31 protein-coding genes, 2 tRNA genes and 1 pseudogene are annotated in these 25,944 nt (G+C 61.1%); 18 read left to right on the top strand and 16 right to left on the bottom strand.

Features of this window, described 5'->3' with window-relative positions; translation table 11 throughout:
- The 3 genes from ACUXVA_RS23970 to ACUXVA_RS23960 are packed head-to-tail and all read left to right on the top strand — an operon-like array spanning nt 1 to nt 1,161.
- The gene (locus ACUXVA_RS23970; RefSeq protein WP_445488565.1) at nt 1-153 is read left to right on the top strand and encodes a hypothetical protein; all 153 of its coding nucleotides are present in this window, start codon (nt 1-3) and stop codon (nt 151-153) included.
- Between the two features lie 11 nt (nt 154-164).
- Nucleotides 165-566, top strand: coding sequence for a hypothetical protein (locus tag ACUXVA_RS23965; RefSeq protein ID WP_445488563.1), 402 nt, complete (start codon nt 165-167; stop codon nt 564-566).
- Nucleotides 567-588: 22 nt separating this feature from the next.
- Nucleotides 589-1,161, top strand: coding sequence for a hypothetical protein (locus tag ACUXVA_RS23960; protein WP_445488561.1), 573 nt, complete (start codon nt 589-591; stop codon nt 1,159-1,161).
- 178 nt (nt 1,162-1,339) lie between these two features.
- Here ACUXVA_RS23960 and ACUXVA_RS23955 read toward each other — a convergent pair whose 3' ends face one another.
- The 6 genes from ACUXVA_RS23955 to ACUXVA_RS23930 all read right to left on the bottom strand — a co-directional run bounded on the left by ACUXVA_RS23955 (nt 1,340) and on the right by ACUXVA_RS23930 (nt 5,012).
- Nucleotides 1,340-1,861 (bottom strand): C39 family peptidase, encoded by a 522-nt coding sequence (locus ACUXVA_RS23955; protein ID WP_445488559.1) that lies wholly within the window; start codon nt 1,859-1,861, stop codon nt 1,340-1,342.
- 232 nt (nt 1,862-2,093) lie between these two features.
- A complete protein-coding gene (locus tag ACUXVA_RS23950; RefSeq protein ID WP_445488557.1) occupies nt 2,094-2,633 on the bottom strand; it encodes a hypothetical protein in 540 nt (179 codons plus the stop codon).
- A gap of 370 nt (nt 2,634-3,003) precedes the next feature.
- Nucleotides 3,004-3,720 carry an SOS response-associated peptidase gene (locus tag ACUXVA_RS23945; protein WP_445488555.1) on the bottom strand — a complete coding sequence of 239 codons (717 nt, stop codon included), beginning with the start codon at nt 3,718-3,720 and terminating at the stop codon, nt 3,004-3,006.
- Between the two features lie 12 nt (nt 3,721-3,732).
- Entirely contained in the window at nt 3,733-4,263 is a 531-nt protein-coding gene (locus ACUXVA_RS23940) for a thermonuclease family protein (protein ID WP_445488553.1), read from the bottom strand.
- On the bottom strand, nt 4,260-4,715 hold the full coding sequence (locus tag ACUXVA_RS23935) for a hypothetical protein (protein WP_445488551.1): 456 nt from the start codon (nt 4,713-4,715) through the stop codon (nt 4,260-4,262). The genes ACUXVA_RS23940 and ACUXVA_RS23935 overlap by 4 nt, the downstream gene beginning before the upstream one ends.
- 9 nt (nt 4,716-4,724) lie before the next feature.
- Nucleotides 4,725-5,012 (bottom strand): hypothetical protein, encoded by a 288-nt coding sequence (locus ACUXVA_RS23930; RefSeq protein WP_445488549.1) that lies wholly within the window; start codon nt 5,010-5,012, stop codon nt 4,725-4,727.
- A 504-nt stretch (nt 5,013-5,516) separates the two neighbouring features.
- Here ACUXVA_RS23930 and ACUXVA_RS23925 point away from each other — a divergent pair.
- The 4 genes from ACUXVA_RS23925 to ACUXVA_RS23910 all read left to right on the top strand — a co-directional run bounded on the left by ACUXVA_RS23925 (nt 5,517) and on the right by ACUXVA_RS23910 (nt 6,852).
- Entirely contained in the window at nt 5,517-5,951 is a 435-nt protein-coding gene (locus ACUXVA_RS23925; RefSeq protein ID WP_445488547.1) for a hypothetical protein, read from the top strand.
- On the top strand, nt 5,948-6,295 hold the full coding sequence (locus tag ACUXVA_RS23920) for a hypothetical protein (protein WP_445488545.1): 348 nt from the start codon (nt 5,948-5,950) through the stop codon (nt 6,293-6,295). Before ACUXVA_RS23925 ends, ACUXVA_RS23920 begins: the two co-directional genes overlap by 4 nt.
- 15 nt (nt 6,296-6,310) lie before the next feature.
- Entirely contained in the window at nt 6,311-6,481 is a 171-nt protein-coding gene (locus ACUXVA_RS23915) for a hypothetical protein (protein ID WP_445488543.1), read from the top strand.
- A gap of 298 nt (nt 6,482-6,779) precedes the next feature.
- Nucleotides 6,780-6,852, top strand: a tRNA-Asp gene (locus ACUXVA_RS23910).
- 55 nt (nt 6,853-6,907) lie between these two features.
- Here ACUXVA_RS23910 and ACUXVA_RS23905 read toward each other — a convergent pair.
- Both ACUXVA_RS23905 and ACUXVA_RS23900 read right to left on the bottom strand, forming a co-directional pair.
- Nucleotides 6,908-7,054 (bottom strand): hypothetical protein, encoded by a 147-nt coding sequence (locus tag ACUXVA_RS23905; protein WP_445488541.1) that lies wholly within the window; start codon nt 7,052-7,054, stop codon nt 6,908-6,910.
- Between the two features lie 292 nt (nt 7,055-7,346).
- Complete coding sequence (locus ACUXVA_RS23900; protein WP_445488539.1) at nt 7,347-7,640, bottom strand: hypothetical protein; 294 nt, start codon at nt 7,638-7,640, stop codon at nt 7,347-7,349.
- 360 nt (nt 7,641-8,000) lie between these two features.
- Between ACUXVA_RS23900 and ACUXVA_RS23895 the strand changes: the two genes are divergently transcribed.
- The gene (locus ACUXVA_RS23895) at nt 8,001-8,684 is read left to right on the top strand and encodes a hypothetical protein (protein WP_445488537.1); all 684 of its coding nucleotides are present in this window, start codon (nt 8,001-8,003) and stop codon (nt 8,682-8,684) included.
- A 75-nt stretch (nt 8,685-8,759) separates the two neighbouring features.
- Here the strand turns inward: ACUXVA_RS23895 and ACUXVA_RS23890 are convergent, their stop codons facing one another.
- The 4 genes from ACUXVA_RS23890 to ACUXVA_RS23875 form a co-directional block, all read right to left on the bottom strand.
- Nucleotides 8,760-9,311: a hypothetical protein gene (locus tag ACUXVA_RS23890; RefSeq protein WP_445488535.1), complete on the bottom strand. Its 552-nt coding sequence runs from the start codon at nt 9,309-9,311 to the stop codon at nt 8,760-8,762.
- Between the two features lie 88 nt (nt 9,312-9,399).
- Entirely contained in the window at nt 9,400-10,011 is a 612-nt protein-coding gene (locus ACUXVA_RS23885) for a hypothetical protein (protein ID WP_445488533.1), read from the bottom strand.
- Nucleotides 10,012-10,056: 45 nt separating this feature from the next.
- On the bottom strand, nt 10,057-10,242 hold the full coding sequence (locus ACUXVA_RS23880) for a hypothetical protein (protein ID WP_445488531.1): 186 nt from the start codon (nt 10,240-10,242) through the stop codon (nt 10,057-10,059).
- Nucleotides 10,239-10,475 (bottom strand): hypothetical protein, encoded by a 237-nt coding sequence (locus ACUXVA_RS23875; RefSeq protein WP_445488529.1) that lies wholly within the window; start codon nt 10,473-10,475, stop codon nt 10,239-10,241. The genes ACUXVA_RS23880 and ACUXVA_RS23875 overlap by 4 nt, the downstream gene beginning before the upstream one ends.
- Before the next feature lie 583 nt (nt 10,476-11,058).
- Between ACUXVA_RS23875 and ACUXVA_RS23870 the strand changes: the two genes are divergently transcribed.
- The 3 genes from ACUXVA_RS23870 to ACUXVA_RS23860 all read left to right on the top strand — a co-directional run bounded on the left by ACUXVA_RS23870 (nt 11,059) and on the right by ACUXVA_RS23860 (nt 13,014).
- On the top strand, nt 11,059-11,805 hold the full coding sequence (locus ACUXVA_RS23870) for a hypothetical protein (protein ID WP_445488527.1): 747 nt from the start codon (nt 11,059-11,061) through the stop codon (nt 11,803-11,805).
- A 106-nt stretch (nt 11,806-11,911) separates the two neighbouring features.
- The gene (locus ACUXVA_RS23865; protein WP_445488525.1) at nt 11,912-12,598 is read left to right on the top strand and encodes a hypothetical protein; all 687 of its coding nucleotides are present in this window, start codon (nt 11,912-11,914) and stop codon (nt 12,596-12,598) included.
- Nucleotides 12,595-13,014 (top strand): PIN-like domain-containing protein, encoded by a 420-nt coding sequence (locus ACUXVA_RS23860; RefSeq protein WP_445488523.1) that lies wholly within the window; start codon nt 12,595-12,597, stop codon nt 13,012-13,014. Before ACUXVA_RS23865 ends, ACUXVA_RS23860 begins: the two co-directional genes overlap by 4 nt.
- 694 nt (nt 13,015-13,708) lie before the next feature.
- Here the strand turns inward: ACUXVA_RS23860 and ACUXVA_RS23855 are convergent.
- Nucleotides 13,709-13,800, bottom strand: a tRNA-Ser gene (locus tag ACUXVA_RS23855).
- Nucleotides 13,801-14,494: 694 nt separating this feature from the next.
- Here ACUXVA_RS23855 and ACUXVA_RS23850 point away from each other — a divergent pair.
- Nucleotides 14,495-16,009 (top strand): porin, encoded by a 1,515-nt coding sequence (locus ACUXVA_RS23850; protein WP_445488521.1) that lies wholly within the window; start codon nt 14,495-14,497, stop codon nt 16,007-16,009.
- Nucleotides 16,010-16,319: 310 nt separating this feature from the next.
- Here ACUXVA_RS23850 and ACUXVA_RS23845 read toward each other — a convergent pair whose 3' ends face one another.
- On the bottom strand, nt 16,320-18,533 hold the full coding sequence (locus ACUXVA_RS23845; RefSeq protein ID WP_445488519.1) for a transglycosylase SLT domain-containing protein: 2,214 nt from the start codon (nt 18,531-18,533) through the stop codon (nt 16,320-16,322).
- 236 nt (nt 18,534-18,769) lie between these two features.
- Between ACUXVA_RS23845 and dapA the strand changes: the two genes are divergently transcribed.
- From dapA to ACUXVA_RS23825, 4 genes are all read left to right on the top strand, one after another.
- The gene (gene dapA, locus ACUXVA_RS23840) at nt 18,770-19,660 is read left to right on the top strand and encodes a 4-hydroxy-tetrahydrodipicolinate synthase (RefSeq protein ID WP_265083316.1); all 891 of its coding nucleotides are present in this window, start codon (nt 18,770-18,772) and stop codon (nt 19,658-19,660) included.
- A gap of 94 nt (nt 19,661-19,754) precedes the next feature.
- Nucleotides 19,755-20,171: a large conductance mechanosensitive channel protein MscL gene (mscL, locus tag ACUXVA_RS23835; protein WP_265083317.1), complete on the top strand. Its 417-nt coding sequence runs from the start codon at nt 19,755-19,757 to the stop codon at nt 20,169-20,171.
- Between the two features lie 67 nt (nt 20,172-20,238).
- Nucleotides 20,239-20,712 (top strand): SsrA-binding protein SmpB, encoded by a 474-nt coding sequence (gene smpB, locus ACUXVA_RS23830; protein ID WP_445488516.1) that lies wholly within the window; start codon nt 20,239-20,241, stop codon nt 20,710-20,712.
- A 10-nt stretch (nt 20,713-20,722) separates the two neighbouring features.
- Nucleotides 20,723-21,298, top strand: coding sequence for a peroxiredoxin (locus ACUXVA_RS23825; RefSeq protein ID WP_265083319.1), 576 nt, complete (start codon nt 20,723-20,725; stop codon nt 21,296-21,298).
- Here the strand turns inward: ACUXVA_RS23825 and ACUXVA_RS23820 are convergent.
- The gene (locus ACUXVA_RS23820) at nt 21,295-22,008 is read right to left on the bottom strand and encodes a uracil-DNA glycosylase (protein WP_265083320.1); all 714 of its coding nucleotides are present in this window, start codon (nt 22,006-22,008) and stop codon (nt 21,295-21,297) included. The two genes, ACUXVA_RS23825 and ACUXVA_RS23820, sit on opposite strands and share 4 nt — an antisense overlap.
- Nucleotides 21,986-22,612, bottom strand: a complete 627-nt coding sequence (locus tag ACUXVA_RS23815; RefSeq protein WP_265083321.1) for a LabA-like NYN domain-containing protein — start codon at nt 22,610-22,612, stop codon at nt 21,986-21,988. Before ACUXVA_RS23815 ends, ACUXVA_RS23820 begins: the two co-directional genes overlap by 23 nt.
- A gap of 360 nt (nt 22,613-22,972) precedes the next feature.
- Here ACUXVA_RS23815 and rpoZ point away from each other — a divergent pair.
- Together rpoZ and ACUXVA_RS23805 are read left to right on the top strand one after the other, a co-directional pair.
- Nucleotides 22,973-23,366, top strand: a pseudogene (gene rpoZ / locus ACUXVA_RS23810) (DNA-directed RNA polymerase subunit omega).
- A gap of 142 nt (nt 23,367-23,508) precedes the next feature.
- Entirely contained in the window at nt 23,509-25,848 is a 2,340-nt protein-coding gene (locus tag ACUXVA_RS23805) for a RelA/SpoT family protein (protein WP_445488513.1), read from the top strand.
- Nucleotides 25,849-25,944 lie beyond the last annotated feature (96 nt).

Below are 25,944 nucleotides of genomic sequence, written 5' to 3'. Positions count from 1 at the left end.
ATGAAGCCCGTGCCGGTCCCGGCGCTCTACAAGGGGCAGGATGCCCGTGCGGCGCTGCGGCTCACAGGAACGGCACTGGTGGAAGCCAATGCGCGCTTGAGCGCCAGCGCAGGCTGGTATGAGGGCGTCCGCAAAAGCTACGGCGGTCAATAGTGGAAAATCAGATGCTCGCGACGATCGCAGTCTGCCTTTCTGCCATCACCCTCGTCGTCATGGTGGGCGAGAAGTTGTTCGGAGGCGGCAACCGCCTGGCGGCGATGTTTGCCAAACTGGACAAGGAAACCACAGCCGCCATCGCCCAGATGCGCACCGACATGACACAGCGCGTCGATGTCTACGAGGACAACTACCGGATCGGGCTCGATGCGATCCAGGCCAATATCCACGCCATGCAGATCGGCCTGCTCGAATTCCGGGCCAAGATGGCCGAAGAATACATGCACAAGGGCGACTACGGCGCCGGCGTGAAAGAGATCAAGGTCGACATGCGCGAGAGCTTCGCGCGCATCGAGCACCGCCTGGAGCGCATCGAGCGGTCCGGCAGCCAGCCCCACCCGTCCCACTAACCCTTCACCACCAGGAGACTCCATGATCATCCGCTTTCTCGCGGCAGCCTTGCTGTGCGCGCTTGCCGTCACCTCCGCCGAAGCCCGCCAGCGCCACAGAGCGGCGCCGGCCTTCGCGCCGGAGTGTTTCACCATCATGCCCTGCGAGGGCGCCGTGCGGCCATCCGGCGGCTTTCTGGACGGCGTGCGCTCGATCCGGGTGACGATGAAGCGGGAACGGGTGGCGCGGCACCATGCGCCGTCGGCGGGGCTGCTGGCGGTGATGCAGGATGGCGCCGGACGCATCGCGCGGCCGGGCCGCTACATCGCTGGGCGGCTGATTTGCGCCGTCAATGTCAATGCCGCACTGGCCGAGCGGGGCATCCGCGGCACCGGCTCGGCTAAGGCCAAATCATTCCTGGACTGGGGGCAGGCCTCGGGGCCGGTGCCTGGTGCCGTCGTGGTGTCCAACCGTGGCCGGCACGGTGGTCATGTGGCGATCGTCAGCCGCGTCGAAGGCGGCCAGGTCTATGTCTGGAATCCCTCGCCGCGAGGCCGCGGCTGGCAGGAGGTGGCATACCGGCACCGCGCGATCAGTTACCGCGTGCCGGGGTAATATCGGCGCACTTCTCTGTCATCGGATGGGTGATCCAACAATTGCTAACGCGGAGGCTTTTGCTTTCCCTAGGACGATCTGTTTATCTGTCCTGAACCGTGGTGTCAGTTACAACCTCAATCAATTTGCCTAGCAATACGTGCTTCCTTTCCTTTCCAGTGCACTATGCGTTCCGTGATCAATCGACAGTGATGGTTTCTTGCCAATCGATTTTCTTTACGAAGTCGCCGTAGCTGATGATATATTGGCCCTCTTTTCTCAAAGTAGCATTCGCATCTTCATATGGGCTTAGGCCTTGTCTCGAGAATGGAAAAGGATCATTCACTACGAGAAAATCGCCCTCTTGTTGATAACCTACGATCAGCGCAACGTGCGCAGATGCGCCGAAATGTTGGCCCGGAGTTCCGGGATTGATGCCGGCCACTATGGGTCGTTGGGCATCAATCATGTCAACGACCTCCTGCCTATTTAGCGGTCTATTTTCGATGGAGGCGGTAATGCGTGTCGTTGACTTAACAAACGCCGGATAGTTCTGCAAAACGCCCTTCAGATTCTGGGCGCTCCCTGCCGGCACGCTGCAAAGCTTACAGTCGTAATAACACGGCACGTTCCCCGCCATCGCCGCAACTGCTCCAACGATTCCGCACTGCCACACTCCTGCCGGACTGACGTTCGGAATATCGTACCAGTCGAAAATCATTCCGCTAACGGCAGCCCAGCACCAGACCGGTCCTAGTTGGATCTGCGGCGAGATGTTGAGTACGCGGTTTGATTTTGGACGCAGCGAGCTCTTTTCGGTCGCCTTTTGTTTTTGGGGAACTGTCGATGTGGGCCAGCCAGATGAGGTGCCCGGCCACTCAGCCGCAGTTGAGCTTCGGGCACATATCACGGTAAGGCTCAAAAGAATTAAGAATGACCGAGTGACGCGTGACCTACTGAACATCTTCATAATCCACGGACATTGAGAAAGCGATCGAGGAAGACATCGAGTTATCTAGGGACGTTGAAGAAGTTACGGATACTGAAAACGCTCGCCCTTTCTTGGGAGAAATTTGGAAGTAGGCGCGGAATCTTCTGTATGTGTCGCTGCCAATGGTGATGTTTTTAGCTTCTGTCGGATATTCCTTCACCTTGTTGTCAGGATTGTTTACGTACCTGCAGTTGCGTATATCACTTACTATCGCATCCCTCGGCGCAGCAACTTCCGCTCCTTTTGCGAAACGCCACCGGCATGAGAACTCGCTGCTTGAGGTGTCGCGATCCAACTCAATCTTGCAACGGGTCGCTCCGCCTAGGACAAAAGTTGAGCCGAACTCATTTGCTTCTTTCAGTGGCTCGCTTTTCCAAGTGCTGTAGTTTTTAGCGGCTTCCTTCAGTACCTTTCCAAGGTCGTCGCATACATCAGCCTCACAGCCAGCGGCGGAAAGCAAAAGAAGTGGAAACCAGAGCAAGAATCTATGAGGATTGACCATTGGAGTTCACCCTAAAGAGCGAATTGACGTGGAAACCCATAGGCCATCAATCGAAGAATGCGATCGCAACCTCTGCCATTGTTAAGAATAAACGATAGGAAATGCAACTGGAGGGTGATCATCCAGCCGGTGGCTTCAACGGGCTCTGAAACGTAAGCTCTTGATGCTCGGTGCTCCGACCGCCAGGTCGCCAATATAGTCCGCTGGCCGGCGGCCAATCTGACTGGTTGGGCATCAACCCTCAGTAATAAAGCAATCCGGGGGCGCTTCCAGCCAACAGGCTAAGGGAAATCGCAAGCGGAGCGAGTCTGTGGAGGTGGCTGTTGCGGGTCTCCGCAACTAAAGGCGTGCGCCGCGAGAAGAAAGACGTTCAGTCCACGCCGTCCTTCTTGCCGCCACGGGCCACGATCTTCAGGGCATCGTCGGGCAGCGGTCGCTGCATAGCCGCCGCTTCCTCCCACGGAGCTCGCATCCAGATATCGTATTCCTCCGGAGTCGTGAGGAGCACCGGCATGGCCTTGGGGTGGATCGGCCCGACCACGCCGTTGGGCTCGGTCGTCAGGAAGCCATAGACGTCGTTGGTCGTCTCGCCCTCGCGGACTTTTCGGACTGAGGTCCAGGTCGTCCACAGACCGGCGAAGCACGCGAGCGGGCGCGTCTCGTCGAGCGCGAACCAGACGTCGCCGCCGGCCTCCTTTTTGAATTCGCAGAACGACGTGAACGGCACCAGGCAACGGTGCTCGACGCCGAGCCAGCGCTTCCAGTGCTTGCTGTTGACGTTGCGTATGTTGGTTGTGCCGCTGTCGGGCTCCATGCGCAGCAATTCCTTGAAGTCGACTGTCTTGCCCTTGGCCTCGAGCTTCGCGGCGCGCTTCTTGGCGGCCTGCATCAGAGCGAGCTGGGACGAGGGCATGCCCCAGCGCGCCAGCGCCAGCTCACGCCCGCCGCCGGCGTTGCGCACGATCGGCGCGGGGTAATCGGGATAGATGCCCGGCATGCTGGGCAGGTTGCCGGTGCTGTCGCGATCGACCCTGAACAGGTTGCGGATCGCGGCCTGGTTCTTCGTCATGGAATAGAGGTTGCACATTTGGCCCTTATTTCACTGCGCTGCGGCGCTTTCCGAGCACCGGATCGGACTGCCGCCGGCGCGCTTGCACTCCCGGTAGCGCCACGGCACTACCCACTGGCCGCCCCACATGCCGTCACCGGTTCGCTCCGCTTCTTTCTGCGCGGCCGCATACTTGCCCTTTGAATATTGGGGCCAGTCGAATGCCAAGCCTTGGCGGACCAGCCAGTCGGCCAAGTCGACCGTCCCCACCGAACAGACCGCGACGGTCCGGTCATAGCGATCGGTTGCCTGCGGCACGCACGAAACCGTCTTGGCGCCGATGAAGTCCGACAGGTCGTTCGCAGCCTTCTGCCCGCAGCGGTACAGCTTGCCGTCGTCATCGTGGCAGGTCTGGTCGCTCTCCGGAGCGTCGACGCCGAACAGTCGGATGCGGGCGCCGTGAATTTCCAGCGTGTCGCCGTCAATGACGGACGCCTGGCCGACGATGTTGTCCTGGGGGGCAGCAGCCACAGGGAGCGTGCACGCCAACAGCAGCAACAATGCAACTGAAGTGGTCTTCATTCTTGATCCTTCGGGCTGCCGTGCCTTGGCTTGGGCGCCAGCCGCAGCAGCGTTGCCGGCGGTCGCCTGCCGGCCTTGGTGCACTTCTGGCAACGCAGCCGGCTGGCCAAATCGTGCACGCAGGTGGTGGGCGGATGGTTGAGCGCCGCGAGGTCGACTTCGTTCGGTGTCCTGCAGCGTGAGCATTCGATCTGTAGCCATGGATATCCGCCATTGATGGCTTGGTCTATGGTCGGCGATGGGTCGATCGGCTCGCCGACGCTCCACATTCGCTCGTTCCAGCTCTGGCAGAACAGATCGTCGGCGCGCTGGATCAGTGCTTCGCCCTGGCTGCGCAGATCGGACGACTGCCGGGCCAGCATCAGCGTCATGGCCTTCGATCCTGCGAGTTCCTTCTTCAGGTGCTGCCGGTCGCGTCCGGAGAGCGGTGTGGGGTGATACTTCGGGGCCATCGGTGGGCCCTATCGATCCTCATAAGCCGGCCAGCAGCCGTCCTCTTCAAGCCTGCCGGTGCGTTGCTGGCAGCTGTCGTCGAGCAACCGCTTGCCGACGTCCTTCCAGATCGCGTGGGGGCCGTGGAGTCGGATGGCGTCGGAGGTCTGGATCTCGACAGTGCGATCGCAGCGCCGGCACCAAACCCGCAGCACATGGCGCGGGATTTCCGACAGCCGCCGCTGCTGGATCGGGACGCCATTGCGCACTCGGCCGTGCTGATCGCGCAGCACGGCATCCCAGTATTCCTTCGGCATGTCGTCGGCCGGGGCCGGGCGTCGGGCTCCCCGTTGTCGCCGGCCGGTCTGGCTGCGACGCCAGTTTTTCCATCTGTTTTTCTGTCGGCATGCGCCAGCTCGCGGGTCTGTCACTCATGCCAGTGATTAGAACACAAGGAGAACAGAAGTCGAGTCCGCCGTGGTTGAATCGTGGCGCCGGATATCTGTCCTCCACGTGCGACGACCGCCTTTGCTCGGCATCGCCGCTCGTTGCAGCAGCGACCTGCGTCCCGGAAAAAGTGCGTGCATGAGCATTTTCGGGCGTTACAGCCGCCTGACCGTCTCGTAGTCTTGTGAACCAACTGGGCTCGGAGACTCACTCACCTGGAACTGTTCTGAAGGGGAACACTTATACAATGGCCACGGCGAGTTTCGGTGATTGGATGGAAGTGGCTGAAAGCGCAGCCAAAAGCCCGCTACCCTTCCTGTTGACTCTTGGTTGACCCCATGAAAACTTTCAATCTTTGGTTGGAGGATTTTCATATGAGCATTGAATCGGCACCCTCGCATACCTGGCGGGAGCGCTGGCAAAAGCGGGGCACTTTGATGGGCGCCGCGTCGGAAGGCTTCGGCACTTGGTGTCTGGCTATTGTCTTGTGCGTCGTATTCCCGTGCCTGCCCGTCGGAATTGATCTGATCCGAACGAAGCATCTAACCGCGAGCGGCCTTCTCGTCACAGCGGCCGTGCTGTCCTCGACTTACGGGTGCAGCGCAGAACACAACTTCTATCGTGCGCTCTACACGCTGACGTTTATTGTAAGTATCATTTTCTGTGCGTTCGGAGGCGACGATTTCCCATTGGTCTTCGCTGCAGGCTTGCTTGGCTCGGTCTGTATTCTGCACGCCACCGAGCGCTTCTGGTGGCACATCGTATGGGATCGTCCCTTTCCTGATTTTTTGTGGAGGAAAAACTCATGACTGACGAAAGTCTAACGATATTGGGAACGACGCTCATTGTTGCGCTGCTTTCGAGTTCTGCATTTTCGCTGTCCCGCGCAATCATGGCCGAGCGGGCAAAGGTCAGATTGCGTCAGATGATCGCGCAGAGAATGCCGAGGGATCTTGCGCTGCGGCAGTTGTCCGCCACGGTAGCGGACCGCGATCTCGACAGCTCCGAAATCGACAAAGCACTCCAGCAGGTGGGTGACAACCTCGCACAGCTCTCCGTGACGGACCGCGCACTCCTTCAACCCGGGTTGAACTCCAATACGAAAGCGGGTTCCAACCGCTTTGTGAAGGAAATGCTCGTCGCATCGAATTGATAGAGAGGACGGCTGATGATCGTGGCCATTACAATTGGTACTCAACCAGCAGGGCAGTTTCCGGTCTGGAACGTCGACTATTCATTGCACGGTGTAATACGCCGGCATCGGGTCGTGGCGCAGGAAGCGATTGGAGCCAGGCGGCTGGCCTGTCTGGAGTTGGCCATACCATTCAAGCTTGATTAGTACGCGGAGACGTCGACGCGCGGCGATGTGCGTTGATCGCGGGTCAGTCAGTATCAGGCAGTTGGAAAGTACCGGTCGCGACGCCGGATGCGAATCAGGGCGTCGCGATCCAAGGTATAGTCGTAAAGTAACAGGCTCTTCGGCCTCGACTGCGTCGGTGAAGTCGGACTCGCCGTCCTTCATGTCATAGACGCGATGCGGGTCAGCTAGATGGAAGCATCCCACCTGTCGCTCCCCGGCCACCACGTCGCCGGCGGATGCGGTGCTGATATCTTTAGCCAAAATCTGACGACAATTTGCTTTTGGATCCAGCTGGTGACGGGGCTCGACTGTCGATCGAGTTGCGGCGAGTTCGATCCTCGTCAGGAGCGCCGGTATTGTTTTACACAGGGGATGTCGGGCTTATAAGGAAAAATTGGTCGGCCGTCAAAAGGGTTTTTTTAAACCGCACTCGTTTGCGATGGCCTTGAGCGTCTGAATTACACCGAGCACCTGTCGCGCGAAGAGCCGGAAGGCGCCTGCCGTCGCAGAAAGCCCAATGGCCACAAGGGTTATGGTGTGCAGGGTGTCCATGCTTTGAATTCTACGCCGGCGGCCTAGGCCGTCAAACTTAAAATTTCGGCGTGTAGCGCAGCCAGGTAGCGCACCAGCCTCGGGAGCAGGGGGCCGCAGGTTCGAATCCTGCTGCACACACCAGAGGTGTTGCCTCTTAGCTCAGTCGGTAAAGCGTCGCCCTCTTACGGCGAATGGTCAGGGTTCAAGCCAGCGAGAGGCTGCCAGATTTGATGCGCCGCGGCGAAATAGGAATTCCGACGTCTGCGAAACGATCACTAGCATGGTCAGTCGCCGGGCACGGCATTCATCTTCATGGAAACGACGGTCCGTTGAATGGATTGTAGCCCCCGACATCCCAGATGAGTGGTTGGCCTTTAACCGAGTGGTTCGAATGAACCTCGTTCTGGTCGCTCCAAATCTGCAAGACCGCGCTCAAATCTTCAGTCCTCGGTATCGTTGCCCAGTCGACATAGAGCGTGCCCTTGTGGTCGTGAAGGGCCAGTACTGCTGTGCGCAGCTTCTTAGCAGCGATGGTGTCTTGTACTTGCTCGAGACGGGTGATGCGTCCTGGCTCTTCGTCGGAGCGGTTGGCTGTTATCTTCACAATGATTGTGTCCTCGTAGCTCGGCGGTAAGAGCGGGAATTTTCTACCTCTCAGTCCGCAAGTTCAAGTCCTACCGAGGGTCAAAAACACGGTCCGGTAACTCCGCCGGAGAGAGCAGGCGCCCCTTTGCTTGGTTTGCAAATACACTTGCTAATTAGCAGCGTTTATGAATCCACCGAAGATTCCGCCGACGAGGGCACCAATTTCAATCTCTTGTGACGCAGGCGCCATCCCGGCACCTTTCGGCTCCATCGATTCAACGTTTTCTTGCGAAGTTGACATTGAATTCGCTGGCCCTTCGGTCCCAACCGCCCAAGACTATCCCCAGGATGATTCGCAGCTTTCCACAGGGGATCGGTCGTGAACTCTGATGATGAAGTGTCGCCTGGCGCGGTGCGTCAAGTACGAGAGACGTGGGAATATAAAACCAGCCAAGTGTTGGGACCGCGATGGGATTCAGCGTTCGCTGACTGGATCAAGAAATTTGGAATCGCTAGGGTAACGGACGCGGTACAGAGAGTTTCTCTCGTTAGGTATTCAGAAGCCGGCGAACGGATTGCCCCAGACGTCCGTGACGTTCCTGCCTACGCGAAAGTCGAGCAAGCCGACGACGAAGAGCCGGGTATGCGTGAGTGCTACTACGTGCGCGGTTTGATGCGTGTAAAATTCTTTCACGCTGATGATTCCGATCGCGATATTCTTTCGCTGTTGAGACGCGCGCTTCGCGCCGGCGTGTCTACTTCTGCCATGTATCGAGCGGTCGAGGAGAACAATACGCTCGAGGATTGCTTCGTGTCACTGGGCGTCGATAGATTCGAATTTCGGATCGCGATGGGCCAATCCGTTGGCAACGCGACTGCAGTCACTCAATTCTTTGTCAGAGAACAAGATCCTGAGTGGCCATTATGGAACGAGCATTGGCGAAAGACCAAGGGTGTCGGCGCGCCGATGAACAAGCAATTTGGATGGTATTTCCCAAGTCGGTTGCCGCCGGTCATTCCTCCGCCGAAAGTGAGCCGCGGGAGATCTGTGCGAAGTTCGTGAACATCAATCCAAATTGGCATGACAGAAGCTCGGCGATATTTGAGGTAGATTGAGCACGCTCTTCACGGACTAAAATCATGACTCTCTGCGCAAACCCAGACTTGAAGGATTATCCAGCATGGCCTCCGCTTTTGCGATCTCGCGCTCAAGTTCTTCGTTGCTCAATCCACCGTCCTGTCGCCAACTACCGTCCGACTGTTGTCGCATTAGCCGGACGCGAGCCATCTGAAGGACTCTGGGATGAAGAAGATAAAAACTAAAGTGAGTGCAGCTATCTTGTATCCGTCTTCGGAGGCGATGAGTCCCGTCGACTACATTTAGTCCGTCACCGCTAACAATCATCAAGATTGGCTCGTCACGGCGCTCAGTGGTCATTTGATTGACTGTCGTTTGATCGAATTCGTGGGCGGAAATGTTCCGTATAATGCCCTTGTCCAATGGCGCGGTGAGCGCCCGAAGTTCACTGTCTGCGGAAAACATATCTTGGCATTTCGATACATTGATTTGGCCAAACCGATCACTATGGAAGCATTCATCGCCAGGCATCGCACCTGACATGAAGCAGCGGCCCTTCGGTGAATCGAAATAGTGACCACGTCCGCCCGGTGCCACTTCGAAGCCGGGCAAGCGAGCTATTTCTTGGGCAGAGATCAACTTCCGCGGCATCTTCGCTCAAGCCTCTCGATCTTTGCGCCTGGTAATCACGGGCTGCAGCCTACCGAATTAAATGCAGCAAGGCAGTTGCACTGGCTGAGAGTAATCCACCGCATCCTAGCCCAATCAGAAGCTTTGAAATATTCGGGTATTCTCCGAGACGCTCTTCGATCATACGAAATCGGCTTTGGAGTTCATAATGATGTGAGATGGCGATGTTGCGCTCATCTATCTTAAGGAGAATTTCACGAGAGAGCGCCTCTGCACGTCCTACGTCGGCGAGGGGGAACTCTACTCCATTACCCCGCATCGTACGGTCTTGGGCGGTTGCGACGGCAACTAGCGTCTTTGTGAACGAGCTCAGTAGGTCTTTCGTTTCAGTCACGGTGGCCCGCTTCTGAGAAGACGGCATCGTCAGCAGCAGAAGTTGGAGAGCGTCATACTTTTCGGCAACGATCTTCCGAAAATATAGTCGGAGGGTGCTCCAGTACACTTCGCGTGGTGAGCCGAAGAAATGAAGACCGCAATATGAGATCTTCCGGCCATCAAACCCGTCGATTTCCACCACCTGGCTGCCGCCGATTTGATGCCAAAGGAAGAACCATTCGTTGATCATCCGGCGGCTCTCGTTCTCCAACTCTTCCCGAATGCGCAGCGCAAATGTTGTCGTCATTTTTCACCCTTCAGCCAGAGTACGACCGGCTGGCGGTTCCGAAAATTATAGTACATTGATGCCCAAGCGAGTGGCTTTCTCTTTCACGATGGTTTGGATCTCATCGACGGACTCGTCGCGATAGGCCGCGATTTTAACCGCAATTCCGAGCGAGTCCCGCGCCGGTTCGCCGGGCTTTGCGTTTTCCTGCAGGCTTCTGCAAACGGCGTCATGCAGATCTTGATCGCTCACGTCGGCCTCCCATTTTTGTCATTCCCCTCGATCAGCCGGTAACGGTTGGCATCGAGATAGGCCCGCGCCCGGTCACGGGTTGCTTGTGCGCGCTTCAGGTCGGCGAGTGCCGACTCCATGCTGGCAAACAGGGGCAGATAAACGTCGCCGTCCATTTCTATGACCCGCGCGAGCAGCAACATGCCGCGCTCGACGCGTTCGATTGTGAGTGGGTTGGCCGGGGAACGGTTCATGGATCCAGCATAGGCCCGACGGCAGACGCCGCAAGGCGCCCCGCGAGGGGTATTGATTTGTTAACCAAAATCGGATGAGCTTGCCGACGGGTGTGAGAGCCCGGATCAGTGACTTCGACCGCACCATTCCCTGCAAGGAATTGCCTTGTCGCCTGCAAGCGACGTGGCGGCGGTTGATTAATGGCGCCCGATGAGGGCTCCAACGGACGCGCTTGGCGGCGCGGCTCCGAGCGGCCGAATTATGGCCGGGGCGTGCCGTTCTGTCCAGAGTCCTTCGGGGCTTAAAACCGGCGCACCTGTCTCACTGACAGGCTCTCACCCCCCGGCTGCTCGGACCGTCTCCGGGCGCGGCTGTGAGAGGCCGACTTCAGTGAGCGACCACATGACCCTGACCAGACCCATGTTTCCGCCCCGTGCGGAGCCCGTCGGCGCCGCGGGCGCCGTTCTAGGATGCCAAGCGCCGGCGATTCCAGATAGCGGCCCTGGCGCATTCCCGCCCGCGACATCGGCATTTGAAACGAATCCCGGCCCCGCCGCTAATGCGTCCCGAGCGACTGGCTCAGCCCTGACCCGGAGGACCATGATGAACCAAATCGTCACGCTACCCCTCGTTGCCACCCAGGTTTCCCTCGGGCCGGTCTTCGCCGCGACTGGAGACGACGCCAGGCTGATCGAATTGGCCGGAGAGCTACAGCGGCTCCGGGGGCTATGCCGGCAGCGATCGACCGAAATGTCCGAGTGCGATGACGCCTACCGGCGCCCAGAGCGGCCGCCAGTCCTGATGCCGCGATACGACGATGAAGATGTGCGCCCAGTACCTGTCTCCACAACGATAGACGGACGCCGCGTTGAATGGTGCCGGGAGGGTGACATTGACGCTCTGCGCGATCGCACCGAGTTTCACCACTGGCATTTCATCGGCACGCCCGAGCAATGGGATGAGTTCGGCCTGTCTTCCTGGAGGAATAACCAGCGCCTTCCCGCCGGAGCGCCCGCGGATTTATTCCTCTCCCTCGGAGACGAGTATCGCCTGAAGCGCGCCATGGAGCTCATAGCGGCGTTAGACGCCTATCGAGAAGCAGATGTCGTTGCGCGCAGGGAGAGCGGTTTCGACGCCGCAGAACGTGCACTACAGGACGTTTTTAAGGAGGAATCGGCAGTTTTCGAGGAGATGATGGAGTTGAAACCGACCACCCTTGAGGGCTTTCGGGCGGTCGCGTCAGCGGTCGTCAACTTTTGCTGGCTCGGTGAGATCGAGGACGGGGACACCAAGGACCAACAGATGGTGGCTCGGATGCTTTCTCACCTGACGGGGATCGAGGTCAGCTAGGCCGCGTGAGCCTTGGCGAGCCCGCCGGTTCGCCGGCGGGCCTTTCCTTCGTTGCATTGACGGTGCCATAATTGACGGGCACTAAACCGCAATGGAGTCGCGGCGCGTGAAACAGGACCTCTCTCTGATCGGCCTTGGTCTGTATTCGCCCACAGAGGCGGCAGGCCTGACAAACGTGGCCAGTCGGACGATTATCCGATGGCTGCGAGGGCACGCGATTGATGGGCGTGAATATCGCCCGCTTTGGAAAAGCCAACTGGCGTCCTTTCCTGGCGAATCTCCCTATCTGACCTTTCTGGACCTCGTGCAACTTCGGGTCGCAGACGCGTTTATCCGCGAAGGCCTGAGTGCGCAAAAGGTACGCCGGGCGATCGAGTACGGAACCGAGATCGTTTCGTCCGACTATCCATTTGCCAATGCAAAGTTTCGCACCGACGGAAAGACGGTAATTCTGCATGTCCTTGATGCTCAGGACGGCGACGACAAGTTGATCGACCTTTTCAAAGGTGGTCAGTATTTGATGCAGAAGGTGATCGAGCCGAGTCTGAAGGGCCTTGAGTTCGAGGACGACATTGCGGCTAGGTGGTGGCCCCTAGGCCGCGCGAAGGGCATCGTGATCGACCCTAAGCGACAGTTCGGCCAGCCTATCGACGATGCCACAGGCGTTCCAACGAGCGTGTTGGCGCAGGCCGCAATTGCTGAGGGATCTGCAGCGAACGCCTCGAAGCTTTTCATGGTCCCGACTAGTTCCGTCAATCGAGCTGTAGCGTTTGAGCTGCAGCCGGCCGCTTGAAGGTCTTCTTCGATAATTGCACATCGCCCGTTTTTGCGGGCAGCCTCAACGCTCTTATTTCCCCAATGGGTCACGAAGCTCGGCACGTCAGGTTCATGCCGGAGTACCGCCTTTCGCACGACAGCGCAGACGTCGAATGGATCGAGCGACTGGCCGCAGACCCGTCCACATGGATTGTAATCACCGGTGATCAACGCATTCGCAAAAACATCGCGGAACGGGCGGCATGGATCAGGGCGGGCCTGAAGGCCTTCGTATTGGCACCGGCCTATCAGAAGACGCCGGTACATCAGTGTGCGTCGATCCTGCTTTGGCGTTGGCCGGAGATGGAGCGCTTCATCACCTTGGCAGCGTCTGGCTCGATGTTCGAATTGTCGATCAACCGCAAAGCCGGCTTCACATCATTGGCCGTTTGAGGGTGTCGCCAGGACGCCATGATCGTATTGCCGAACGGCGTCTCACGCGACTTGGTGCCCGTGGGGCAGCGCAGGGTGGAACCGGACGGGGAGACAGCCGCTAGGATTGGGCCTGCTTTTCAGTGGACACGCTACAAGGCGGTCGAGCTCAATCCTGCGGGTAACGAATAGTCGATGGGCGGACGACAAACCCTCGCTTGTGTCCCCTCCGGGTCCCCGCCAACGCGGCGGCCGGCTTCCGGGCCTTGCGCTCCGGCCTGCAGAATCTGAGGGCATCGTGACGGCGATCCGCTGACACACCGGTGAGCACACCAGCCAGCATACCTAACGCCAAGCCGGGACGGTCTTTTTCGTCCCGGCTAACACAGCCTCCGACAAGGTTCCAGCACAGCAGATCCTTGAAATCATTGGACACGACCGCATCGTCCGATCGCGTTTCGGATGAAGCAGGAGTGTATCGACCGCAGCAGTCCCGATTGATGTCCCACGTGGCGAATCGACGCTGCGAGTTGCTGCTGTGCCACAACATCTATCTTGATTTTTGGTTGTCTCGGACGGTGTCTCGGTTCCCGTCTCGTCGCCTTCCCCGTGGCCACAGCGGCACCCCGCCAAAATATTGATAGGGCTAGAGCTGGGGCGGGGATGCGCGGATTTTCGAATTCTTTTGTTTTTACAAATAGATGGGGTGAAAATTTGGCGGAGCCGGAGGGATTCGAACCCTCGATACCCGGTAAAAGGTATGCCGCTTTAGCAAAGCGGTGCCTTCAGCCACTCGGCCACAGCTCCATCGCGTTGGATATGCCCCACGTGGCCTCGCGCCGCAAGCGCCAGATCGAGAGTCGTCGCTTTGCGCACACCGAATCGTTGCCGGGCCGAACGCACGACCTGCGCTGCGCTGCCGTCTGGAGCAGGTTCCGGCGCGGAACCAAGGACTTGGCGCCGCGCGTGGCGCTGTCCGGTCAGCCAAACCATTCTGCTGCCCATAGACGTCAGCGTGCGTTCTTGCCCTCTCCGGCGCCCGCCGGGACACCAAGCCGGGCTCCGGGCAGGAAGTTCTGACGACTGATTCTGCAGGTTGTGCGGGGATCCGGGTGCGGGTTGCCGCCGAGGGGCGCATTCGCCGCCTTTTGGGGAACAAGCCGGGGCGACTTAAAAAGCCAAATAGTATCAATTGCTTGTCCCTTGTTCCGGATCACAAAAGCGTGTGATTTGTGCAACACCCCGCTGAAAACGGCCGGATTCGGGCCTCATCGAGGCGTTCCTTTGTTGCGCAGCGCAACAGGTTGGTTGATGGTCCGGGTGCGACGGAGGGGGGCATCCCGAGGTCGTCCCGCAAAGTATTCGCTTTGAACCCTCGCACACGTGCGGGTGTGTTCGGAGGGTGAAGCGCTTTTGCGGGTTGTCAGGGATCAAGGAACTGTTCGCGGGTGATCCTCACCCCGGACCTGGAACCTATCCCTTTAACAACTTGGAGGTTTACATGAACACGATTAAGAGCCTGATTCTGGGCTCGGCCGCGGGCTTGCTCGCGATGGGCGGCGCACAGGCCGCTGATCTTCCGATGAAGGCCAAAGCGGTCGAATACGTGAAGATCTGCTCCCTCTACGGCGCGGGCTTCTACTACATCCCGGGCACCGACACCTGCATCAAGCTCGGCGGCGCGATCCGTCTTGAGACCACGCTGAACGGCCAGGCTTCCGGCAACGGCAACTGGTACGGCGGCGCAAACGGCTCGCAGTCCTTCAACCAGGATTGGTACGGCACCCGCGCTCGTTTCAACCTGAACGTCGATACCCGCACCGCGACCGAATACGGCGTGCTGCGCACCTACGGCGACATGAAGGTCGACTTCACCCGCGGCACCTCGTCGATCGCCGGTGGCACCATCGCCGAAGTCGACTACGCCTTCATCCAGTTCGCTGGCTTCACCATGGGTAAGTCGGTGTCGATGTTCGACCCGCAGTGGGCCCTGTCCAAGCCGACGATCTCGTCGGGCTTCCAGGCTGGCTCCAACAACGCGACCGGCATTTCGCAGTTCGCCTACACCGCCTCGTTCGGCAACGGCGTGTCGGCGACGATCTCGCTTGAAGACGCTCAGCCCTACCGCACCGCCGGTGTCGTCAACACTTCGTCGGCATTCGTCGCTCCGTTCGGTGGTTCGACCCTCACGGGTGGTGCTTACGGCATCAACAACTTCCTCGGCAACGCCTCTACTGGCGATCACGTTCCTGACGTCGTCGGCAATCTCCGCCTTGATCAGGCCTGGGGTTCGGCTTTCGTGTCGGCAGCCGCTCATGAAGTTCATGGCACCTACTACACCAATGCCGACTCTGGCCGTCCGTCCTCGACTTACGGTTACGCAGTCAGCGGCGGCTTCGAGTTGAAGAACCTGCCGACCGGCGCAGGCGACAGCTTCAAGCTGGAAGCCACCTATGCCAAGGGCGCAGCCAAGTACGTCTGGGGCGGCACGCAGGATTCGTCCGGCGCAGGTCGTTATGCCCGCGCGAGCGGCAATGGCGCCGGCAGCAGCATGGCGTTCGGTTACGTGCTTGATGGCGTTTACAGCAACGGCACCGGCATCGATCTGAGCACCGCCTGGGACATCAGCGCGTACTACGAGCACTACTGGAACCCGAACTGGCGTACGTCGCTGTATGGCAACTACAGCACCATCTCCTACGGTTCTGCAGGTAATGCAGCTCTGATGCAGGCTCTGACCAACGGCTCGACGGCCAATATTACGGGCGTCGGTTCCCTTGCTGCCACCGGTGGCGACATGAAGTTCTCGTCCTACCAGGTCGGAACCAAGACCGCTTGGACCCCCGTCAAGAACCTCACCTTGTCGGCTGACTTCCTGTACACCCGCCTCGACACCAACCTGACCGGTACCTACAACGCCGCCGCTGGGCAAGTGTCGAGCTCTTCGGCTCGCGCCTACACCCTGGGCGACCAGAACGTGTACCGGCCGCGGCTGCAGGCTCAGCGCTCCTTCTAATCCTGATCGTCTCGCGACGCTCAAGATCTGAAACAAAGACCCCCGGCAGGAAACTGCCGGGGGTTTTTACTTGTGGGGCGATGAAGGGGGGCGGATGACAGGCTGCGCCTGATCCTGCTTGCGAGTTCCTTGGTTAGTCGTGGGCGACAGCGACGCCGCATGTCGTCCCCGCGAAGGCGGGGATCCATAACCACGGTCGTCATCGTCAATCTGCAGAGGCACGGCTACGGCGTTTCAGCCAGGCACGACAGCGTGTATGGGTCCCCGCCTTCGCGGGGACTACACGGAGTTCTTCGGCTCGCCGCGAAAGCTATTCGACGCTGCCGCGGTGCAGATCGGCTTCGATCTGCAACTTTGATCCGCCGCCGAAGCGGGCGCGATAGACCTGAAGGTTCTCCATGATCCGCTGCACGTAGTTGCGGGTCTCGGAGAACGGGATCTGCTCGACCCAGTCGACCGCGTCGACCTTGGGATCCCGTGGGTCGCCGTAGCGCTCCACCCATTTGCGGACGCTGCCGCGGCCGGCATTGTAGCCGGCGAAGGTCATGATGTAGGAGCCGCGATAGTCGTCGAGCAGGCCGCCCAGTTCGGCGGCCCCGATGGATGCGTTGTAGACCGGATCGGTCTTCAACCTGGCGAGGTCAAAGCTCGCGCCGTACTTCTTGGTGACATAGCGGCCAGCATCCGGCGTCACCTGCATCAGCCCATAGGCATTGGCGGGCGACACCACCGCCTGATTGAATGCGCTTTCCTGTCGCGCTATGGCATAGACGACGCTGCGCTCGACCTCCGGGCCGATCGTCGGATATGAGGGAATCCCGACGGTCGGATAGGCGTAGTGGTCGAACGGCAGGCCGCGATTGAGGGCGGCCTTTCCGATCAGCAGCATGCCGCGGGCGTCGGAGTTGCGGGCGGCGAGATCGCCGAGGCCGAGCACCGCGTCGGGATCGCCGTTCTCGCCCATGTCGGCGAGGATGGGGATCGCGATCTCGCGCTCATCCAGTGCGTAGAGCAGCGCGACGGCACGGACGATTTCCAGCCGCTCGACGCCGCGTCCGCGGGCGCTCGGTGCGCCGTTCAGTTCGATCTGCGGCAGGCCGAGCTTGGCCCGCGCCAGTTGACCGTAGTAGCTGGTGGATTGCTCGGCCGCCGCCGCATAGGCCTGTCGGGCCTCCGAACTGCGCCCGGCGGCTTCCGCCGCACGACCCTGCCAGTAGCCGGCACGGGCCAGCGCGGTCGGATTGACGCTGCCGACGCCGATGCGGGCGAAATGCTGGGATGCCGCCGCCGGATCCTTGAGGAAGCGCAGCGCGATCCAGCCCGCGGTGAATTCCTGTTCGGTCTTGTAGATGTCGCGGGCGGGCAGGGCGGCGTCGCGCGCGATCAGATAGGCGGTGCGATACTCGCCGACGTCGAGCATCTTTCGCGACAGCAGCCGGCGCTCCACCCACCATTCGTCCAGATTGTGCAGCCGCGCCGGGTCGCGCGGTGCCGCCAGCATCAGCCGGCCGGCCTCCGCGAATTTCTCCTCGCGTCGCAGCCGCTGGATTTTGGCGAACATGTAGCCGGGATCGCCGTGCAGCTCGCTCGGTACGGCGTCAAGCAGGCCTCGCACATTGATGGCCTTCTTGGTCACGCCAATGCGCGCTTTGGCCAGCGCCATCTGCGCGCCGCCGAGCCGCTTGGCGGCGCGCATCGCACCGTCGGTGTCGCTGCTGTACAGCAGCTTGTCCATGCGGGCCTTGTGGTCGCCCGCTGTGATGAATGCGCCGAACAGATCGAGCGCTGTGTTTTCGACGTCGCCGGACATGCCGTCATTGCGCCAGGCGTCGCGCACCAGGCGCTCCGCGCCGGCGCGGTCGCCGCGCGCGATCAAGGCTCGGGCCAGCGAGAATTTCCCCTTGGCCGACAGCGGCTTCTCGTCGGCGAAATAGCCGAGGACGGTGTCGTCGTCGCGACGGTCGTCCCAAAGTGCAGCTTCGGCGCGGCGACGCAGGAAGGTCTGCGACGGCCAGCTTGGATTGGCGGACAGGAAGGCGCGGTAACGTTCGACCGTCGCGCCGTTGTCGTCGCTGCGCAGGATGATCCAATCGGCGAGCTTTCGCGCCACGGGATCGCCGATCGTCTGCGACACCTGCGCGGCATCCACCGGCTTGCGCTTGCGCACCAGTTCGATGACGTTTTCCAGCGCTTCGGTATCGGCCTGCGACGTCGACGATGTCGTGGCCATGGCTGCCGGTGCGACAGATCGCTTCGCCGGCGGCGGCAGCGCCGCGTGCTGGCGGGTGGCCGGCTGGATCGCCGGCGCCGGCGTCGTTTCGTCCCGGTGTACGGGCTTGGCGGCCGGCGCGATCGAGGCCGTGGTCTTCGGCACCGCGCTGCGGGCGATCGGGCGTGGCTTGGGCAGTGGAACCTTGCCCGTCGCCCAGGCGTGGGGGACCATCGCGCTCAACCCAACCAGCAGCGCCAGGCTGCCGCAGAGCGCAGTCGATCGCAGGGCCTTTGATGGGAACAGTCGCTTCACGGCGGTCCTTCGCGGCGAATCAGGCAATTGCAATCAATCACAGCCGTATTTGATTGAAATAATGGACAAAACGTCAATTTTGCCCAACTTGGTGCAGTTTGCGCCCTCACAACGGCGAAATCGCGGCTCCGGGTCCGACCGGCAGGACTTTCGCGTGGTCACCAGACCCGATATGACTCGCGGTTCGATCAACCGGTTCAAGCAGACGGCCAAGCAGCGCGCGTTCGGAGAAAACCATGGCAGCCAAGACGCAATTTCGGGGGTCCTACACCGCCTTGGTGACGCCGTTCAAAGATGGCGCGCTCGACGAAGCGGCGTTTCGCGCCCTCGTGAGCTGGCAGATTGCCGAGGGCACCAACGGCCTGGTGCCGGTCGGCACCACCGGCGAAAGCCCGACCCTCAGCCACAGCGAGCATCAGCGCGTCGTGGAATGGTGCATCGACGAGGCCAAGGGGCGCGTCCCGGTCATCGCCGGCGCCGGCTCGAACTCCACCCGGGAGGCCGTCGAACTGGCCCGGCACGCCGAGAAGGCCGGCGCCGATGCCGTGCTGGTGGTGACGCCGTATTACAACAAGCCGACCCAGGAAGGCATGTACCAGCACTTCAAGGCGATCAACGACGCCATCGGCATCCCGATCCTGATCTACAACATTCCCCCGCGCTCGGTGGTCGACATGTCGGTCTCCACTATGAGCCGGCTGTTCGAGTTGAAGAACATCGTCGGCGTCAAGGATGCCACCGCCAACCTGGCCCGCGTCTCGCAGCAGCGCCATGCCATGGGGCCGGATTTCATCCAGATGTCCGGCGAGGACATGACCGCGCTCGCTTACATGGCGGCGGGCGGCCACGGCTGCATTTCAGTGGTCGCCAATGTCGCGCCAAAGCCGTGCGCCGAATTGATGGCCGCGGTGTTCAAGGGCGACTACGCCGGCGCGCTGGAAATTCAGGATCGGCTGACGCCGCTCCACGACGCCATCTTCATGGAGCCGGGGCTGGCCGGCGCCAAGCATGGCCTCGGCCTGCTGGGCCGGCTGCAGGAGGACGTGCGCCTGCCGCTGATGCCGGTGACGGCGCCGACCGGAGCGGTGATCCGCAAGGCCATGGTCCATGCCGGACTGATCAACTGACCGACGTTCTTTGAGCCGCCCGGATCATTGCCGACACCATCGCGATTTCCGTCATCACCGATACTGTAAGTCAGATTGAAGAGGAGGGGCTCGAATGCTGAAGGAATTTCGCGAGTTCGCGATGAAGGGCAACGTCGTCGATCTCGCGGTTGGCGTGATCATCGGCGCGGCGTTCGGCGCCATCGTCACATCGATGGTCGGCGACATCATCATGCCGATCGTCGGCGCAATCACCGGCGGCCTCGACTTCTCCAATTACTTCACCGGCCTGTCCAAGGCGGTCACAGCGACCAACCTGGCCGACGCCAAGAAGCAGGGCGCCGTGCTGGCCTGGGGCAACTTCCTCACTTTGACCATCAATTTCATCATTATCGCCTTCGTTCTGTTCATGGTGATCCGCTTCATGAACAGGCTGAAGCGCAACGACGCGGCGAAGCCGGCTGAGCCGCCGAAACCGACGCGCGAAGAAGAACTGCTGACCGAGATCCGCGATCTGCTCAAGAAGGCGTAAGCCTCACGCTTGAAGCGCGCGTTATCAGGTTTATCTATCCCGCGATGACGCCCAGGGCATATTGACGATGGCTGAAAAGAAAGAGCGCCCGATCAAGGTGGTCGCTGAAAACCGCAAGGCGCGCTTCAACTACGCGATCGAGGACACGCTCGAGGCCGGCATCGCGCTCACCGGCACCGAGGTCAAGTCGATCCGCAACGGCAAGAGCACCATCGCGGAATCCTACGCCGACCCCAAGAACGGCGAGATCTGGCTGATCAACTGCAACATCCCCGAATATCTGCAGGCCAACCAGTTCAACCATGAACCCAAGCGGCCGCGGAAGCTGCTGCTGCATCGCAAGCAGATCAACAAGCTGCTGGGCGCGGTGGAGCGCCAGGGCATGACGCTGGTGCCGCTGAAAATGTACTTCAACGAACGCGGCCGGGTGAAGCTGCGGCTGGCGCTGGCCAAGGGCAAGCAGTTGCACGACAAGCGCGCCAGCGAGAAGGATCGCGACTGGGGCCGCGAGAAGGGACGCCTGATGCGCGCGCGGGGATGAGGATCGGCGGATGAAACAACCCAACCTGCTCGACGTCGACTGGAGCAAGATCCCGGCGCCCGAGGATGACGGCGCCGCCGCGCATCTGGTGGGCATGCCGATTCCGCCCATCAGCCTGCTGGCCACCAACGATACATCGGTCGTGCTGTCCGAGTTGAAAGGCCGGGTCGTCGTGTTTGGTTATCCGCGCACCGGCGAGCCCGGGCGAGTCTCGCTGGTGGATGACTGGGACATGATCCCCGGGGCGCGCGGCTGCACGCCGCAGACCTGCGCGTTTCGCGACCTGTTTGCCGAATTGAAGGCTGCCGGCGCAAAGCATGTGTTCGGCCTGTCGACCCAGAGCAATGCCTATCAGACCGAGATGGCCGCACGGCTGCATCTGCCGTTTCCGGTGCTGTCCGACGACAACCTCGAACTGGTGCAGGCGCTCGATCTGCCGACCATGGAGGTCGCCGACCTCACTTTGATCAAGCGCATCGCCTTGATCATTGACGACGCCCGCACCACCCACGTGTTCTATCCGGTGTTTCCGCCGGACCGTAACGCCGGCGATGTGCTGGCATGGCTCAAGGCCAATCCGGTTTAGCTGCTCGTCAGATCCGCCTTCACCCGCGCAAACACAGCCCTAAACATCTCTGGCGTCAGCACCCGCGTGTTCGTGTTGTAGCGCGAGCAGTGATAGCTGTCGTACAGCTTGAAGCGGCCGGCGTCGTGCACGGCGCCGTGCGCAAACGGCGCGGTGACGGCACGGATGCCGAGCGTGCGCAGCATGGTGTCGTGGGCGACGCGGCCCAGCAGCACGATCGCGCGCAGCCGCGGCATGGTCTCCATGGTGGAAATCAGGAACGGCCGGCAGGTGGTGATCTCCACCGGCAACGGCTTGTTCAGCGGCGGCACGCAGCGCACCGCATTGGTGATGCGGCTGTCCGTCAGCGTCAGGCTGTCGTCGGGGCGCGCCTCGAACGTGCCGGTGGCAAAGCCGAATTCGATCAGGGTGGCGTAGAGCAGGTCGCCGGCATAATCGCCGGTGAACGGACGCCCGGTTCGATTGGCCCCCTGGGCGCCGGGGGCGAGACCCACGATCAGCAGGCCCGCGTCGACCGGCCCGAACGAAGGTACCGGCGCGTTGAAGCCGTCGGGATCGCGCGCGCGCAGATCCTGACGGTAGGCCATCAGACGCGGACAGAGCGGGCAGTCGCGCCCGGGATCGGTCGAAGTGCCGACGGAGATCGCGGTTGCCACCACCGCCGGCTGCTGTCTGCTGAGCTGCGTCTTAGTCTTCGAAATCGTCGTCATCGCCCCGTGGCGCCATGGTGGTGGCACGCTGCAGGAACTGCGGGGCGTGGCGCGGCTCGCGCGGGGCAGGGCGTTCGGCGGGGTCGCGCCCCAGCTTGGACTGCAGTTCGATCAGATCGGTGAACACGTCGGCCTGACGGCGCAGTTCGTCGGCGATCATCGGCGGCTGGCTGGAGATGGTGGACACCACCGTCACACGAACGCCGCGGCGCTGCACGGCCTCGACCAGCGAGCGGAAGTCGCCGTCGCCGGAGAACAGCACGATCTGATCGACATGTTCGGCCAGCTCCATGGCATCGACCGCAAGCTCGATGTCCATGTTGCCCTTGACCTTGCGGCGGCCGGAGGCGTCGATGAATTCCTTGGTGGCCTTGGTGACCACCGTGTAGCCGTTATAGTCGAGCCAATCGATCAGCGGTCGGATCGACGAATACTCCTGATCCTCGATGATCGCGGTGTAATAGAAGGCGCGGACCAACGTGCCGCGGCTCTGGAATTCCTTGAGCAGGCGCTTGTAGTCGATGTCAAAGCCAAGGGTCTTGGCCGTCGCATAGAGATTGGCGCCGTCAATGAAGAGCGCGATCTTGTTGGATGCAGGGGACATCAAGTTTTCTCGTGCGGTTTGTTGTTGTTTACGTTTGGCGCGGCAGCAATCCACCGGCAGGGAAGGCGGGAGCAATGACCGCCAGGGGCGTATCGATCGAAAAGGCCGGATCGCAAATTGCGAAGCCGGAGGGTTAAGCCCTTGTACTTGCGGTTGCAATAAAGCGTTTTAGTGTCCGAGATGCTCTAAACTGATGCAGATGGCCGCGATCTGTAGATCTTGTGACGGGTATAATAATAGCGTACCAGAGGGCGCGTGATTGTCCAGTTGGCAATTTGGCCCTTGCGAAATCGGCCAAGCCTCTGTACCTAGCACGAATAATCATCATATCCGGTCCCCACACACACGGAGCGACAGTTAATGGCGCGCGTCACCGTCGAAGATTGCATCGATAAAGTCGACAACCGGTTTGATCTGGTCCTTCTGGCTGCCCATCGGGCACGTATGATCTCCTCAGGATCGCAACTTACAGTTGATCGCGACAATGACAAGAATCCCGTCGTGTCGTTGCGCGAGATTGCCGATCTCGACCATTTCGCCGGAAGATCTGCGCGAGGAGCTGGTTCACTCGCTGCAGAAGTTCGTCGAGGTCGACGAGCCCGAGCCCGACACGATCCCGCTGATCGGTTCTGCCGGCGCCAGCGTCGATGCTGACGATACCGAGGTTGCGGTCGAACGCATGACGGAAGAAGAGCTTCTCAAGGGTCTCGAGGGCCTGGCGCCGCCGGAAGAGCAGCCTGAAGAAGACGAATAGGCGCTGGCAACAGCCCGTTCACGGTGTTCTGTTTTGTTGAAGGCCCGGACCGTTGTCCGGGCCTTTGCTTTTCCTGATACTTTCAGGGCAAAGTTGCGGTGACGAGACGGGCGCGATCCGCGCCTGATGAAACGAGGCAGCGATGGCGACCATTCGCCGAAAGACCGGGCAGATGCAGGCAGCGACCGAGGCGGTCGCCGCTGTCCCGTCGCCGCCCGCTGCGGCCGACCCGGCGGTCGTGGTCCCGGAGACGCCGGCCGATGCGCCGGTGAAGGTACCCCGCGCCTCGCGCGCGCGGATGATGCGCCAGTACGATCTGGTAGAGCGGGTCAAGTCCTACAACCCGAACACCGACGAGGACATGCTGAACCGGGCCTATGTCTACGCTATGGTCGCCCATGGCGAGCAGACGCGGGCCTCGGGCGATCCGTATTTCTCGCATCCGCTGGAAGTGGCGGCGATCCTCACCGACCTCAAGCTCGACGATGCCACCATCGTGGCGGCGCTGCTGCACGATACCATCGAGGATACCGAGGCCACCCGCGCCGAAATCGACAGGCTGTTCGGCGCCGAGATCGGTGCGCTGGTGGAGGGTCTGACCAAGCTGAAGCGGCTGGAGCTGGTATCGCGCGAGGCCAAGCAGGCCGAGAACCTGCGCAAGCTGCTGCTGGCCATCGCCGACGACGTCCGTGTGCTGCTGATCAAGCTGGCCGACCGGCTGCACAACATGCGGACCATGGAATTCATGCCGCCGGCGTCGCGCCGCCGCATCGCCGAGGAGACGCTCGACATCTATGCGCCGCTGGCCGGCCGCATGGGCATGCAGGAGATGCGCGAGGAGCTCGAGGAGCTGTCGTTCAAGGTGCTCGACCCCGACGCTTATTCGGTGGTCATGCAGCGGCTCGACTCGCTGGCCGAGCGTAACCGCAATCTGATCGGCATGATCGAAAGCCATCTCTCCATGAAGCTGGAGAAGAACGGCATCATCGCCCGGGTCAGCGGCCGGCGGAAGCGGCCGTTTTCGATCTGGACCAAGATGAAGCGCAAGTCGGTCGGCTTCGAGCAGCCGTCCGACATCTTCGGCTTTCGCGTCGTGCTGAAGGACATGGAGGCCTGCTACCGCGCGCTCGGCGTGGTGCACACCACCTGGCCGGTGGTGCCCGGCCGCTTCAAGGACTACATCTCGACGCCGAAGCAGAACGACTACCGCTCGATCCACACCACCGTGATCGGCCCCGGCAACCAGCGTGTCGAACTGCAGATCCGCACCGAGGACATGAACCAGATAGCCGAATACGGCATCGCGGCCCATGCCTTCTACAAGGACGGCAAGGGCTCGCCGACCGAGATGCTGCAGCGCGAGTCCAACGCGTTCTCCTGGCTGCGCCACACCATCGGCATTCTTTCCGAAAGCACCAATCCGGAAGAATTCCTGGAGCACACCAAGCTCGAGCTGTTTCACGACCAGGTGTTCTGCTTCACCCCGAAGGGCAAGCTGATCGCGCTGCCGCGCAACGCCAATGTGGTCGACTTCGCCTATGCCGTGCATACCGACGTCGGCAATAGCGCGGTCGGCTGCAAGATTAACGGCAAGTTCGCGCCTTTGTCGTCCGAGCTGCAGAACGGCGACGAGGTCGAGGTGCTGACATCGGCCGCGCAGCAGGCGCCGCCCGCCGCCTGGGAGTCGCTCGCGGTCACCGGCAAGGCCCGCGCCGCGATCCGCCGCGCCACCCGCACCGCGATGCGCGACCAGTATGCCGGCCTCGGCCGCCGTATTGTCGAGCGGTTGTTTGCCCGCGCCAAGATCGAATATTCCGACGACCAGCTGAAGGGCGCGCTGCCGCGGCTGGCGCGATCGTCCATTGACGACGTGATGGCCTCGGTGGGGCGCGGCGAGTTGCGTGCCGCCGACGTCGCCCGCGCCATGTATCCGGACTACAAGGAAGAGCGCGTCGGCCGCTTCGCAACCAGCAACCGCAAGGCCACGGCGGACCGGGTCAAGACGCCCGATGGCGCCGGGCGCTTCACCTCGATCATCTCGGTCGGCGGCGTCAATTCCGACCTGCCGGTGAAGTTCGCGCCCAATGGCGGCGCGGTGCCCGGCGACCGCATCGTCGGCATCATCACCCCCGGCGAAGGCATCACGATCTATCCGATCCAGTCGCCGGCGCTGAAGGATTTCGAGGAAGAGCCGGAGCGCTGGCTCGACGTCAAATGGGACGTCGACGAATCCTCACCGCAGCGTTTTCCGGCGCGGCTATTCGTGCAGAACGTCAACGAGCCCGGCAGTCTCGCGCAGATCGCCCAGGTGATCGCCGACCACGACGGCAATATCGACAACATCAGCATGCACCGCCGCTCGCCGGATTTCACCGAGCAGAACATCGATATCGAGGTCTACGATCTCAAGCATCTCAGCGCGATCATCAACCAGTTGCGCGCCAAGGCCGTGGTGGCGAAGGTCGAGCGGGTGAATGGGTAAAGCCCCCGGCCTCCGCTGTCATCGCCCGGCCTGCGCGCAATTGCGCGCCAGGACCGGGCGACCCAGTAGACGCAGGCGCCAGTGATGATCTCTCCG

This window comes from Rhodopseudomonas sp. RCAM05734, assembly GCF_052658035.1.
This window is presented reverse-complemented; position numbering and strand designations above follow the sequence as displayed.

Bases quoted from the DNA above. Each gene is read 5' to 3' on its own strand.
- ACUXVA_RS23970 (WP_445488565.1), top strand. From the start codon at position 1: ATGAAGCCCGTGCCGGTCCCGGCGCTCTACAAGGGGCAGGATGCCCGT.
- ACUXVA_RS23965 (WP_445488563.1), top strand. From the start codon at position 165: ATGCTCGCGACGATCGCAGTCTGCCTTTCTGCCATCACCCTCGTCGTC.
- ACUXVA_RS23960 (WP_445488561.1), top strand. From the start codon at position 589: ATGATCATCCGCTTTCTCGCGGCAGCCTTGCTGTGCGCGCTTGCCGTC.
- ACUXVA_RS23955 (WP_445488559.1), bottom strand. From the start codon at position 1,861: ATGATTTTCGACTGGTACGATATTCCGAACGTCAGTCCGGCAGGAGTG.
- ACUXVA_RS23950 (WP_445488557.1), bottom strand. From the start codon at position 2,633: ATGGTCAATCCTCATAGATTCTTGCTCTGGTTTCCACTTCTTTTGCTT.
- ACUXVA_RS23945 (WP_445488555.1), bottom strand. From the start codon at position 3,720: ATGTGCAACCTCTATTCCATGACGAAGAACCAGGCCGCGATCCGCAAC.
- ACUXVA_RS23940 (WP_445488553.1), bottom strand. From the start codon at position 4,263: ATGAAGACCACTTCAGTTGCATTGTTGCTGCTGTTGGCGTGCACGCTC.
- ACUXVA_RS23935 (WP_445488551.1), bottom strand. From the start codon at position 4,715: ATGGCCCCGAAGTATCACCCCACACCGCTCTCCGGACGCGACCGGCAG.
- ACUXVA_RS23930 (WP_445488549.1), bottom strand. From the start codon at position 5,012: ATGCCGAAGGAATACTGGGATGCCGTGCTGCGCGATCAGCACGGCCGA.
- ACUXVA_RS23925 (WP_445488547.1), top strand. From the start codon at position 5,517: ATGAGCATTGAATCGGCACCCTCGCATACCTGGCGGGAGCGCTGGCAA.
- ACUXVA_RS23920 (WP_445488545.1), top strand. From the start codon at position 5,948: ATGACTGACGAAAGTCTAACGATATTGGGAACGACGCTCATTGTTGCG.
- ACUXVA_RS23915 (WP_445488543.1), top strand. From the start codon at position 6,311: ATGATCGTGGCCATTACAATTGGTACTCAACCAGCAGGGCAGTTTCCG.
- ACUXVA_RS23905 (WP_445488541.1), bottom strand. From the start codon at position 7,054: ATGGACACCCTGCACACCATAACCCTTGTGGCCATTGGGCTTTCTGCG.
- ACUXVA_RS23885 (WP_445488533.1), bottom strand. From the start codon at position 10,011: ATGACGACAACATTTGCGCTGCGCATTCGGGAAGAGTTGGAGAACGAG.
- ACUXVA_RS23875 (WP_445488529.1), bottom strand. From the start codon at position 10,475: ATGAACCGTTCCCCGGCCAACCCACTCACAATCGAACGCGTCGAGCGC.
- ACUXVA_RS23870 (WP_445488527.1), top strand. From the start codon at position 11,059: ATGAACCAAATCGTCACGCTACCCCTCGTTGCCACCCAGGTTTCCCTC.
- ACUXVA_RS23850 (WP_445488521.1), top strand. From the start codon at position 14,495: ATGAACACGATTAAGAGCCTGATTCTGGGCTCGGCCGCGGGCTTGCTC.
- dapA (WP_265083316.1), top strand. From the start codon at position 18,770: ATGGCAGCCAAGACGCAATTTCGGGGGTCCTACACCGCCTTGGTGACG.
- mscL (WP_265083317.1), top strand. From the start codon at position 19,755: ATGCTGAAGGAATTTCGCGAGTTCGCGATGAAGGGCAACGTCGTCGAT.
- smpB (WP_445488516.1), top strand. From the start codon at position 20,239: ATGGCTGAAAAGAAAGAGCGCCCGATCAAGGTGGTCGCTGAAAACCGC.
- ACUXVA_RS23825 (WP_265083319.1), top strand. From the start codon at position 20,723: ATGAAACAACCCAACCTGCTCGACGTCGACTGGAGCAAGATCCCGGCG.
- ACUXVA_RS23820 (WP_265083320.1), bottom strand. From the start codon at position 22,008: ATGACGACGATTTCGAAGACTAAGACGCAGCTCAGCAGACAGCAGCCG.
- ACUXVA_RS23815 (WP_265083321.1), bottom strand. From the start codon at position 22,612: ATGTCCCCTGCATCCAACAAGATCGCGCTCTTCATTGACGGCGCCAAT.
- ACUXVA_RS23805 (WP_445488513.1), top strand. From the start codon at position 23,509: ATGGCGACCATTCGCCGAAAGACCGGGCAGATGCAGGCAGCGACCGAG.